Annotated in this window: 16 protein-coding genes; all 16 read right to left on the bottom strand. The window is 34.4% G+C overall.

Annotated elements, in window-relative coordinates; all coding sequences use genetic code 11:
* Positions 1 to 7 precede the first annotated feature (7 nt).
* The gene (locus tag CJ192_RS03475) at positions 8 to 1,198 is read right to left on the bottom strand and encodes a phage major capsid protein (protein WP_102197786.1); all 1,191 of its coding nucleotides are present in this window, start codon (positions 1,196 to 1,198) and stop codon (positions 8 to 10) included.
* 4 nt (positions 1,199 to 1,202) lie between these two features.
* Positions 1,203 to 1,889 (bottom strand): head maturation protease, ClpP-related, encoded by a 687-nt coding sequence (locus CJ192_RS03480; RefSeq protein WP_102197787.1) that lies wholly within the window; start codon positions 1,887 to 1,889, stop codon positions 1,203 to 1,205.
* Positions 1,876 to 2,988: a phage portal protein gene (locus CJ192_RS03485; protein WP_244897275.1), complete on the bottom strand. Its 1,113-nt coding sequence runs from the start codon at positions 2,986 to 2,988 to the stop codon at positions 1,876 to 1,878. Before CJ192_RS03485 ends, CJ192_RS03480 begins: the two co-directional genes overlap by 14 nt.
* Before the next feature lie 209 nt (positions 2,989 to 3,197).
* A complete protein-coding gene (locus CJ192_RS03490) occupies positions 3,198 to 3,383 on the bottom strand; it encodes a DUF4177 domain-containing protein (RefSeq protein ID WP_060802115.1) in 186 nt (61 codons plus the stop codon).
* 325 nt (positions 3,384 to 3,708) lie between these two features.
* Positions 3,709 to 3,954: a glycine zipper domain-containing protein gene (locus tag CJ192_RS09590; protein WP_102197789.1), complete on the bottom strand. Its 246-nt coding sequence runs from the start codon at positions 3,952 to 3,954 to the stop codon at positions 3,709 to 3,711.
* The gene (locus tag CJ192_RS03500) at positions 3,939 to 5,528 is read right to left on the bottom strand and encodes a terminase large subunit (RefSeq protein ID WP_102197790.1); all 1,590 of its coding nucleotides are present in this window, start codon (positions 5,526 to 5,528) and stop codon (positions 3,939 to 3,941) included. The genes CJ192_RS09590 and CJ192_RS03500 overlap by 16 nt, the downstream gene beginning before the upstream one ends.
* Positions 5,529 to 5,625: 97 nt before the next feature.
* The gene (locus tag CJ192_RS03505) at positions 5,626 to 5,913 is read right to left on the bottom strand and encodes a transcriptional regulator (RefSeq protein ID WP_102197791.1); all 288 of its coding nucleotides are present in this window, start codon (positions 5,911 to 5,913) and stop codon (positions 5,626 to 5,628) included.
* Between the two features lie 14 nt (positions 5,914 to 5,927).
* Entirely contained in the window at positions 5,928 to 6,302 is a 375-nt protein-coding gene (locus tag CJ192_RS03510) for a DUF7698 family protein (protein WP_102197792.1), read from the bottom strand.
* Between the two features lie 85 nt (positions 6,303 to 6,387).
* Positions 6,388 to 6,618 (bottom strand): DUF4314 domain-containing protein, encoded by a 231-nt coding sequence (locus CJ192_RS03515; RefSeq protein ID WP_102197793.1) that lies wholly within the window; start codon positions 6,616 to 6,618, stop codon positions 6,388 to 6,390.
* Positions 6,619 to 6,663: 45 nt separating this feature from the next.
* Positions 6,664 to 8,001 carry a DNA cytosine methyltransferase gene (locus CJ192_RS03520; protein WP_102197794.1) on the bottom strand — a complete coding sequence of 446 codons (1,338 nt, stop codon included), beginning with the start codon at positions 7,999 to 8,001 and terminating at the stop codon, positions 6,664 to 6,666.
* The gene (locus tag CJ192_RS03525; protein WP_102197795.1) at positions 7,994 to 9,229 is read right to left on the bottom strand and encodes a site-specific DNA-methyltransferase; all 1,236 of its coding nucleotides are present in this window, start codon (positions 9,227 to 9,229) and stop codon (positions 7,994 to 7,996) included. The genes CJ192_RS03520 and CJ192_RS03525 overlap by 8 nt, the downstream gene beginning before the upstream one ends.
* Positions 9,226 to 10,008 (bottom strand): S-adenosylmethionine synthetase N-terminal domain-containing protein, encoded by a 783-nt coding sequence (locus CJ192_RS03530; RefSeq protein WP_102197796.1) that lies wholly within the window; start codon positions 10,006 to 10,008, stop codon positions 9,226 to 9,228. The genes CJ192_RS03525 and CJ192_RS03530 overlap by 4 nt, the downstream gene beginning before the upstream one ends.
* A gap of 104 nt (positions 10,009 to 10,112) precedes the next feature.
* Positions 10,113 to 10,580: a P27 family phage terminase small subunit gene (locus CJ192_RS03535; protein ID WP_425319620.1), complete on the bottom strand. Its 468-nt coding sequence runs from the start codon at positions 10,578 to 10,580 to the stop codon at positions 10,113 to 10,115.
* A gap of 195 nt (positions 10,581 to 10,775) precedes the next feature.
* Positions 10,776 to 10,982, bottom strand: coding sequence for a helix-turn-helix transcriptional regulator (locus CJ192_RS03540; protein WP_004816384.1), 207 nt, complete (start codon positions 10,980 to 10,982; stop codon positions 10,776 to 10,778).
* Between the two features lie 9 nt (positions 10,983 to 10,991).
* Positions 10,992 to 11,315, bottom strand: a complete 324-nt coding sequence (locus CJ192_RS03545) for a DUF6442 family protein (protein WP_244897277.1) — start codon at positions 11,313 to 11,315, stop codon at positions 10,992 to 10,994.
* 205 nt (positions 11,316 to 11,520) lie between these two features.
* On the bottom strand, positions 11,521 to 11,877 hold the full coding sequence (locus CJ192_RS03550) for an HNH endonuclease (protein WP_094206276.1): 357 nt from the start codon (positions 11,875 to 11,877) through the stop codon (positions 11,521 to 11,523).
* Positions 11,878 to 11,909: the final 32 nt, after the last annotated feature.

Below are 11,909 nucleotides of genomic sequence, written 5' to 3' on the forward strand. Positions count from 1 at the left end.
CTACTCCTTAGGCAGTAGCACCAATTTTTAAAAGTTTAACTGCTTCTCTTAAAACTAAAATTCCATCTACTCTTTCTTTACCTAAGAAACCAACCATGCCATTACCAGCAAATAGTTCCTTTAAGTCTTGGAAAGATCTATTTCCCCTATCTCCAATCTTGTAATATGAAAAATCGCCAAAGGCTACTGCAAGTTTTCCTTTATCAGCTTTTGGTGCAAAGGCAGATGTATAAGCAGGATATCCTAAAAGTCTATCTGATTCTCCATCTTTAAGAGATGGTTGCCAAATATATGCACCATTAACATCTTTAAGCTTTCTAATCTGAGCAACTGTTGCATCATTTAAAATGAAAGCTGCTCTCTTTCTATAAGGTCTGTCTAATGAGTAAACTAAATCAATTAGTTCATCCGCATTAATTATTTGAGTCTTTGTTGTCACACCAAGTTCTCCACCCTTTTTAGAGTCAAAAATTCCTGTAGGCTTATTTACTCCATCGCCATTTAAGAAAGCGTCCTCTTCAGCATTTGCTAGTGCTCTAGTAAATTCTTCAGTGATGTATTTTTCTAAATTAAAGGCTGCATCATAGAGAAGTTCTTCAGTTACTTTAATACCAACATGAAGTTTGTGTGCATCAAGAGATACTTGGTCGAATGTACCATCTCCAAAGGTAAGTTGACCACCTTCTTCTACCCATAGAGCAGCAGGCTTTGTAGCTGCAATATTAATTTTATGAAGTCCAGAAGTTTGAACTTTTGTAGCTAGTTTTCTTACAATATTTTCATCTTCAAGACCATTTACAATATCTACTTCCATTTCTTCTGGAACTAAATATCCACCACTTTCATCTGTACCTACTTTTAATTCATTTGAAATATCTCTAAAGTTAGTTCTTAGTGCTTTCATCATAGATTTCTTATAGACATTTCTTGCTCTCATTGGCTTTTCTTCTTCATTAAAAGTAGCAGGTTCATTTGTTAGTGCTTGAGTAGTAGGTTTTTCTAAGGATTTATCCATTTCTTCTTCCCTCTTCTTTCTTTCAATTTCACGAGTATAATTCTCGATAGTTCTCTCCATCTCTTCATATGTCTTAAAGTCTTCATCAGACATTAGACCCTTTTCATCTTTCTTAGATTCAGCAAATGCCTTTGCCTCATCCCAAGCTTTAGTTCTCTTTTCCATTAGATCTTTTAAGTTCATATCTTTACCTCCAAGTGTTTTTAATTTTGTTTAATCTTTCTTCTACTTCACTAATTGAGTGAGTCTTTACTTCTTTATTTATCTTTGTTAAGAGTGAGTTTGTAACTGCTCGCCTTGAAAATACCATGTTCGTAACTTTTTCATCTTTTCTTTTATCAGTGAGAGTTCCGTCACAAAAGCCCATCTCAATGGCCTTATTCTTATCAAACCAAGTCTCTCCATCCATTAGATTTGAAATCTCTTCTCTGGATAAACCCGTTTTAATCTCATAGGCATTGATGATTGATTCCTTAACTTCCTTTAACATATCTATAGCTTTTTGCATTTCTTTTGAGTCACCAATGGCTACAGTTAAGGGGTTATGAATCATCATTAATGATGTTGGACTCATCAATACTTCAGTTCCTGACATGGCAATGACAGATGCTGCTGATGCTGCAAGTCCATCAATCTTAATGGTCACATTTCCCTTGTGTTCTAAAAGCATGGTGTAAATTCTTGATGCTGCTATACAGTCTCCACCAGGGGAGTTGATCCACACAGTTATGTCTCCACTTTTATTTTTTAATTCTTCAAAAAAGAGCCTTGGCGTGATTTCATCATCAAACCAAGACTCTTCTGCAATTACTCCATCTATATAGAGTTCATTTGAATCCTTATTCCAATTCCAAAATATTTTATTGTTCTTCATTAGGATTTATTTCTTCTCCTTTCTGCTGATAAAAACTACCTGCTTTATCAAGTGGTAGCATATTTCCATTTACAAGGTATAAGTCACCACCTTCTTCAGCTGATATCCTATCTAAATTTTCTAATTCTCTTATGTCATTTGCACTCATCCAGCCATTCTGTCTTCCTACAGCATAACCATTCATTCTTGATTCATAGTCTCCTCTTAGAAGTCCGTCAAGGTTGAATTTAATAAAGTAGGATTCCTTTTCTTTCTTTGTTAGTAGTGCTCTTTCTAAGGATTGCTCCCAACGAACGATCCAAGGGTCAAGAGTGTATTTAACAAATTCAAGCGACTGCTGTTCTATATTTGAAAATGATGACTTCTCCAAGTCGCCAATCATATGAGGTGGTATTCTGAATATCCTTGCTATCTCATTTAATTGAAACTTTCTAGTTTCCAAAAACTGGGCCTCACTTGGTGCGATGGCTATGGGTTGGTATTTCATCCCTTCTTCAAGTACAGCCACTTTGTTGGCGTTTTTAGGGCCTTGAAAGGCAGCATTCCATGACGCTCTAACTCTTTCTGGATCTTTAATAATACCTGGATGCTCTAAAACCCCACCTGGTTGTGCTCCATTTTGAAAGAATGACGCACCATAATCTTCACAAGCCATAGCCATACCAATTGCATTCTTTGCCATTGTAATTGGTGAATATCCAATAAGTCCATCAAACCCAAGTCCAGGTATATGAAGGATATCTTCTTTTAAAAGGTAAACTTCTTCAGATTTATGATTGTATTTATAAAAGATTTCTCCATCTTCACTTCGCATAACAGCCATTTTATTTGGCATTAGTGGGTAGAGTCCAATAACCTCATTTCTTCCATTACGAATTATCTGAGCATAAGCATTGCCCCACAATAAAAGATGGGTCATTAGTGTCTCTCTAAATACAAATGAAGTCATCTCAGTATTTGGCTCATCGTGTAAGAGAAAATATATGGCGTGGTCTTTTGCTTTTTCCTTTGAGTTTGAATTCCCTCTTTTATATAAGTGAAGAGGAAGTCCTGCTAAGATTTCAGCAAGAACTCTCACACATGAATAAACTGCTGTCATCTGCATGGCAGTAAATTCGTTGACATTTCTTCCAGCTGTTGTTCTCCCAAATAAAAAAGACGATGAAGATATCCTCTCCCCGTCTTTAGGTTTGTCTCTCGACTTAAATATTAAGTTTAAAATGTTTATATTACCACCTCCTAAAAGTAGGTATAAGAAAAGCACCTACTTTTGTAGATGCTAAAGTATTTTAATTATCGCTGTTGAATTCATTTTTCAATCTCAAATATTAAATCCATTGTTATAATTTTTCCATGATCTGTCATATCAGTAGGTATAAAACCAACATATCTATAGCCTTTTTCTGCATACTCATCAATAATATCTCTATGCTCATCAGATTTTGCACCAATAAACTTTCCGACTTTAATAGAAACATACTCATATCTTTTCATTTATTTTATCCCCTTTTTTATCTTCAAATTTTAAAATAACTTCGTTATTCTATAGTTTTTAATATTGCTATATCATTTCTCAATTCTTGTTTAATATGAACTCATAATTACTCTTATTATCCTTAAAAAGTTTACCAGTAAAAGAAATTTCATAAGAAATTTTTTTGCCTATATGTTTAAAATCTATGAAGACTTTACTATTTTTTTCTTCAAAATTGAAATCTTCTATTTCATTTCCAGGAATTAGATAGAAATCAGCCTTATCAGAATTGGATATTTCTTTTTCATAAATCCCTTCTTAGTAGATGCTAAGTTTTATAACTATTTATTCCTGTTTTTTGCTATTCATTCCTATTATCATACCTAATAACATACCAATAGACATTCCAACGGCTAAGTTTTCTTTACCTAGAGCTATTCCAACTGCAGTTCCTAGACACATGCCAATGGCCATACCTTCAGACATATTATTTTCATCTTTTTCTTTATCTTCGTCAAATTTATGTCTCTCTTTTTTTTTAGCACTACAAACTACATAAACAGCAAGTACGCATATTAAAAAACGATCAATCCCCTATCGTCATAAACCGATTCACTCGTATCATTGCCACACCTTATAGCCCTATCAAGTGCCATAATTGTAGCAATTACACCATCAATCTTTTCTGTAGATTTTTCCTTATCTGCTTTTATATTTCCAGCAGGGTCAGTTCGTATAAAAATATTATCCATCATCCACCTTAGAACTGGATGACCCCCATGGGCTATTTTTCTTTCGAGAGTTAGTTTCATGAGTTCTTTTGTTGGTGGAGACATATCTTTAAATCCTTGACCAAAAGGAACAACTGTAAATCCCATGCCTTCTAAGTTTTGAACCATCTGAACTGCTCCCCATCTATCAAAGGCAATTTCTCGGATGTTATATATCTCACCTAAGTCTTCTATAAATTTTTCTATAAACCCATAGTGGACTACATTTCCTTCTGTTGTCATAATATAGCCTTGTTTTTTCCATAGGTCATAGTTTACATGGTCTCTTTTTACTCTTAGATCGAGATTGTCTTCTGGCAACCAAAAGTAAGGTAATATTTGATACTTACCATCTTCGTCTATTGGAGGAAAGACTAAAACAAAAGCTGTAATATCAGTAGTGCTTGATAGGTCAAGTCCGCCATAGCAAACTCTACATTTTAGTTCTTCTTCATTAACAGCAAAATTACATAAGTCCCATTTTTCCATAGGCATCCATCTAATTGCTTGTTTGACCCATTGATTAAGTCTTAGTTGTCTGAAGGCATTTTCTTCAGTTGGGTTTTGCTTAGCCGATTCACAAGCTTGTCTTACTTTTTCTATTGGAACTGTAATTCCAAGAGACGGATTTGCCTTATGCCATACTTTTTCATCTGTCCAATCATCTTCTCTGTCTGCTCCATAAATAATAGGATAAAAAGTTGAATCAGTTTTTCTTCCTTCAAGTATGTCGACTGCCTTTTGATGCGTTTCATAGCAGATTGATTTCGTATCTGTTCCTGCAGTTGTTATGAGGAAATATAAGGGCTGAGTTCTCGCATCACCAGACCCTTTTGTCATAACATCAAATAATTTTCTATTAGGCTGAGTATGAAGTTCGTCAAAGACGACACCATGAATATTAAATCCGTGTTTGGAATAAGCCTCTGCAGATAAAACTTGATAGAAAGAATTGGTCGGCTTATATATCATTCTCTTTTGAGATGCTAGAATTTTTACTCTTTTAGATAGGGCTGGGCTCATCCTGACCATATCAGCTGCAACATCAAAGACAATGGTTGCTTGTTGTCTATCAGCAGCACATCCATAAACTTCTGCTCTTTCTTCTCCATCACCACAAGTTAGAAGGAGTGCTACAGCAGCTGCAAGTTCAGATTTTCCCATCTTCTTTGGTATTTCAATATAGGCTGTATTAAATTGTCGATACCCTGTATCTTTCACAATTCCAAACAAGTCTCTAATGATTTCTTCTTGCCAGTCAATAAGCTTGAAATCTTTACCTGCCCATCTACCTTTTGTATGTTTAAGGCATTCTATAAAAGTGACAGCATAGTCTGCTTTGTTTTTATCATAGTGAGATGTAGGTAACATAAATTTTGTTGATTTATATTTCATGTGACTTCCTTCCTCTAAAAATTGGCATAAAAAATAGCCACTTGCTAGTGACTTCTACTACGACAAATAGAGCCTAAACTCTATTTAAATTTTATTTTTATCTTTGTCTTGCTATGTTTAATTCTTTGTATGCCTTCTTAAGTTCTCTTTCTAGTGTTTCTGATTCTCCAAAAAGTTGGAACTCTTCGTCTGTTAAATTTCCTTTTGATACTTCCCAAAGTTCTTCATGAAGTTGGTCTGCGCATTTCTTTGCTGTTTCTGCTATATCTAAAAGGCTAATTGCTGATCCAATATTTCCTTCTCTTGATTTTCTTATTGAGTTTTCAGCGTATCTCTTGCAAGCTTTGACTTCTGTTTCTAATCTTTCTAAAAGGTCTTTTTTCATTGTTTTGTTCTCTCTTATTTTTGAATTTTTCTTAGAACTAAAGCTGGCTTTATTTCTTTTTCGTCTTCTTTTGCCTCAAAATTCCAGTTTGTTCTTCCTGTTTCTTGTTCGATTAGGTCAACTATGGAATATCCCTTATTTTTGAATGCTTGCAATTCATTCATAAGTGCTGTGGATTGGTCTGAAATTGTAAATTCTTTAATTTCAAATCTCTCAATGTTTTCTATAATTTCTAGGTAGTCTTTTTCAAATCCTAATTCTTCAAAGTCTAGTCTTTCAAGTCCTGCTCTTTTAGCTTTTTCGTAGGCCCAATAAAAGCTGTAGTTGATTTTGTTTTCTTGGAAATCTTCGTTTGTTTCAAGGTTTTCTAAAATTTCAATTTTTTTCATTTTCTTTATCTCCTTATCTCTTTTTGTTATGTACATATTCCCGTACTATCGAGGATAAGTCAAGTAATTTTTACTTAATTAACGGCTATTTTTCAATCTTTATCCGATATTTTTCTATAATATCTTCCTTGAAAATCACATTTAATGTCGAACCATTATCCCATTTTACTAGGATTGACCCAATAGAATCTACCCCATAAACTGTACCTAGAGTTCCTTTTGGTGGTGCTTGTAAATCTTCCATCTTAATTAGTTTAATTCTTGTTCCATCTGGATATACTTCTTTTAATTTTTCTATAATTTCCCTTGAAATCATCTAATCACCTCTTACATACATATATTGCTCAAATACTGATTTATATCAAGTCTTGTTTGCTGTATTTACAAGGCTTTTAAAAATATATATTGCACATGGAAGAGCGATGCCATTGCCCCACATTTTATATTCTGCGGAATCACTATGGGGGTTTTTAAGCCATTTTAATATCTGCTTATCCGTTTTCTTCTTTTTAAGACCTTTTATTTTAGCATCCTTATCAAAAACTTCTCTCCAAAATTCCAAGTCCTTATATGTTGGATTTTCTATTCCTAGATTATCACACCAGTAATCTGGAAATCCTTGTAATCTTCCACATTCCTTTGGTATTAGTCTCCTTACTATTTTTTGATTGACTACAGGTGGTTCTTTATAATCAGTAGCAAGTAAAGGTGACGATATATTTTTATCTGCTTTTGTAAAATATGAGTTCTTACTCATTGAATAGGTATCTTCTACAATAGCTACCCCTCCTTGATTTCTTGTAGGGGTATTCCCAGATGTGTCAATGGTTCTTGAAACGTCACACTTGTAAATATTGTGTCTTTCATTTTTTGTTTTTTCAGAAGTTTGTCTTATATCATAAACAAAAGGAGGATTACCTGCCTTGGCTCTTAGTGTTCCAGATAATTCTTCCGATATATCCATCCTTTGACCACCTTGGTCATTTAAACAGATTGTTTTATTAAAGCTTTCTTTAATGGCTCTGGTATTTCTTTTCCCTTTCTCGCAGCCCTCTGAAGTATCCCTTGACAAGCTTTTTTGCTCAAATAATATTTCTCTGGAACTTCCTCCATCAAGATCTGCGACAAGGAAGATTCTTCTCCTTCGTTGGGGCACTCCGAAGTATTTAGAATCAAAGACTCTCCAAGCAAGGGAAAAATTATCTCCCAGGATTTCTCCTGCACTTTGCCATCTCGAAGGTTGAGAAAGTTTAGCTTTGGAATCTTTGATTCTTGTAATTTCTTCAAGGACGCATCTAAAGTCCTCTCCTTTGTTTGATGAAAAGGCTCCTGGCACATTTTCCCATAGTAGGTATCTTGGATACTTACCATTACTTTTACACCTCATTTCTTTTATAACTCTTATTGCCTCATAAAAAAGGTTAGATTTTTCTCCTTCAAGTCCTGCCCTTTTACCAGCAATAGATAAATCTTGGCAAGGACTACCGAATGAAATGATATCGACAGGTTCGATTTCAGACCCGTCAATATCTTTGATATCTCCGAGGTATCTGACTTCAGGTAGGTTCTTCTGCGTAACTCTTATTCGAAAAGGTTCAACTTCTGATGACCATATAGGTTTTATCTCGCAAATAAGAGCTGCTAGAGGAAAACCTCCACTGCCGTCAAATAGTGAACCTAATGTCAGTTCTTTATTCATCTTTTACTACCTCAGAGTATTTATACTCTTTTCCATTTTTTAAAAGTCTTACATCTTTATCACTGCCAACTAATTCAATAAATCTATTTACAATGACATCTACAAATTTTTCATCAAGTTCTATCATCCTACAAATCCTATCAGTCTGTTCACAAGCTATTAGTGTACTCCCACTTCCACCAAATGGATCAAGTACAATGGAGTTTGTCATTGATGAATTTTTAATCGGATAAGATAAGAGTGGAATAGGTTTCATAGTAGGGTGGTCGCCATTTTTTCTTGGTTTATCAAATTCCCAAATGGTAGACTCTTTTCTTCCTGTGTACCAGTTGTGTTTTCCTTTTTTCTTCCAACCATAAAGGATGGGTTCATGTTGCCATTGATATGGACTTCTTCCAAGTACGAGAGACTGTTTCTTCCAAATACAAGTACCAGATAAATAAAAGCCAGCATCTTGAAATGCCTTTCTAAAATTTAGTCCTTCTGTATCAGCATGGAAAACATAAATCGATCCATCATCTGCGAGGAACTTTTCCGTATTTAAAAAAGAGCTTAGTAAAAATTCATAGAATTTACACTGCTCCATATTGTCATTTTTAATTTTTCCTGCTGATCCTTCGTAGTTTACATTGTATGGAGGGTCTGTGATGATAAGATTTGCTTTTGATTCTCCCATTAATTTCTTGTAGGTTGTCTCATCTGTAGAATCTCCACAAATAAGTTTGTGTTTACCTAATGTCCATATATCTCCAGCTTTAGAAAAAGTAGGTTTTTCCAATTCTTCCTCTACATCAAAGTCATCATCTTCTGTATTATTTCCTAAGTCAAAAATATTAGATAGTTCATCTTGTGAAAACCCAGTAAGTTCTACATTAAAACCATAATCTTCTAGGGATTCAATTTCTACTCTTAGTAATTCTTCATCCCAACCAGCATCAAGAGCCATTCTGTTATCAGCTAAGATATAAGCTTTCTTCTGTGCCTCATTTAAATGGTCTGCAAAGACACAAGGTACTTCTTTTATACCTTCTTCCTTGGCTGCCATAATTCTTCCATGACCTGCAATAACTCCATAGTCTTTATCAATAATTACAGGATTGATAAAACCAAACTCTCGAATTGATGATCGTAGTTTATTAATCTGGTCTTGTGAGTGAGTTCTTGCATTATTTACATAGGGAACAAGTTTTTCGATATCAACTAATTTCATTTCTTTTGCTGTAATCATATTAGCCCCCACTTTGCAAATTCCTCAAAACCACCAATAGAGTTAATGTAGTTTCTAGCAATTTCTACAATTTCAGAATATGGTCTACCATCAACAGTTTCATCTCCGATTGCACAGGATAATTCAATCTCTCTATTTTCTTCTTGTGCCTTTAGGTGAGCATAAATATTAATTGATACATCAGCCTTGGATAGGTCTTTACCATGAAGACCTCCACCAGTTACTGCTCTTCCCATATCAGAGCCGAGTTTTCTATTTGTGGCCCCAGTATCAACATTAAATCCTCCAGTCCAATCCCCTAATGGGTTTATGATTGCTCTTGGATAAATTGATTTTAAGATTTCTGTAGATACATTTGACTGACAGATGATGAGTTTATCTCCATCAAGAATATATTTCCCATCGTAAGGATAATTAGAATAAATTTCACGAGCAATTAAAGATAGTTTCTTTTCTTCTTGAGATGTAGGCACTCCTTTAAAGATGCCATTATCTCCACATCTTATCTTTTCTTTTTGATTCTTTGAAAGATGGATATCCTGTTCTACTATTTGAATATCTGCTATGACATCTCCAGCTATTCTCTTAATTGCTGATCCAATTTCTTTTTTATTTAGATTGCTGTCTGTTTCCATAATCACATGACAATTTCCATGCCCCAGCAAAACTTCAACTGCTATTTTAGGATTTTCTTTTTCTTTATATGCTAAATCTACAATTGCACCTGCAATGCAATCTGCTATTTTATCTGGATGCTTTGGATTTACTTTTTCAAACATTTTCTTCCTCTCTTTCTTTTAATAATGAAAATGTACTCGTGCCAAACGATAGAAACAAAGAAATCTATGATTTCGTCTTGTTTCATCGGAAGGGTGCAATACAATTACCTCCTTTGCCTTAGTAATTTTTCCATCATATCTTCTCCATAGTCTTCATAAACTTCTGTGCAGTTTTCTTTCACTATGTCATAAATTTCATACCATAAAAGATTTGCTGTCTTTTGAAACTGACTAGACATCTGTACAAATGGAGATGCTATAACTCCACCTGTTGTTGGATGCTTTCCTAATAGTCCAAATTGACTTATTGCCTCTTCACATTGAATGTATCTTGCAAAAGCCTGAGAATAGGATTCTAATAATCTTGGATTTACTAAGTTCTCACAATTTCTTTGTTTTAACCAGTCCCAAGTCTCTTTATATATTTCATCAGCACCAAGTGGTATCCCATTTTTTTGCTTTGCAGATAGATAATCGCTTGGTGTAGGCATATCCGTTCCATCAAGAACTGCACCATCTGGTAAATCAACTGCATCTATTTCTTCTGGAGTAAATGTTGGAATATCATTCATTAGTATTTTTACTTTTTTACCTTTTTCTATTTTTTTAGCAGCAGACTGTGGTTTACCCCCTGCTTTTACTCTTCTTCCACCTCTATATGTTCCGTCTTTAGCGATAGTATCACCTCCTATTACTTAAATATAAAATCTCCCTTCAATAAACAATATTGTTTACTGTAGGGAGATTTTTAGTTTAACTATGTTTGTCTAAAAATAGAAAAGATCTTCAAATTTCTTTTCTAAAGCAATGCAAAGTATCAAAGCTAATTTAGCAGTAGGGTTAAATTGACCAGTTTCAATTGAGCTGATTGTGTTTCTTGAAACACCCACCTCATCAGCTAACTGTTGTTGTGAATAGCCTTTTTCTTTTCTAACTTCTTTTAAATGATTTTTGAGAACTAGTTTATCATCCATAATCCATCACTACTTCAATGTTATAAGGTTAGCTACAAATAAGGCAATTCCTATAATCGCCATAAGTATCCCCATTAACAATTGCTTTCTTTCTTTTAATTTTACATACTTTACAAGTTCTTTTGTTGCTTCAATACTAAAATAAATACTTAGTATTCCATAATTAAAGGAATTGAAGAAAAAAGCTTCAATTCCAAATAGGATGGCAGCAACAGCTAATCCGATTTGGCTGGAAACTTCACCTGCTTTTTTAAAAATGTCAACCACCATCTCATCGTGATCTTTATACTCCTGACGACTTCTTGCTAAAACTTCATCTCTTTTCATATTCATTCTCCTTTATTCTTTCGCCAAGTTTACTTGGTATTTATATTATATCATGCCAAGTTTTATTGTCAATAGTTCAGAATAAGTATTTTACTTTTCGAATGATATTCTTTAATACCCCCTTTGAACCCGTTTTTTTGTGCGTGAGAGGGCGGCACCGTTGGTAGGGAAATAAGTCGTAGAGATTAAGACTCCCCCTCCCCACGTAAAACTATCCTCCAAACCTATCTCCACTCTTTGCATGAATCTTTGAGTGACAAGATTTACAAAGACTCATAAGATTATCTTCGTCATTAGTTCCACCACGAGAAAGAGGAAGTATGTGATGTACTTCCTCTACCTTTGTCATTCTATTCTCTTTTAAACACATCTCACAAAGTGGATGCTCTGCTACATATCTTTTCCTTATAAGTCTCCATGCTTTTCCATAACGCTTATGGGTTTTAGGATCTCTTTTATATTTTTCATAGTTTCTGTTGTATTCTTTCTCATGTTTCTTGCAAAATCGTCCATCAACTAATTCAGGACAACCCGGATGTGAACATGGTCTCTTAGGTTTTCTCGGCACTTTATCACTCCATAAAGAAAGCCTTGAAGGTG

Source organism: Anaerococcus hydrogenalis (genome assembly GCF_002871895.1).
GTDB lineage: Bacteria > Bacillota > Clostridia > Tissierellales > Peptoniphilaceae > Anaerococcus > Anaerococcus hydrogenalis.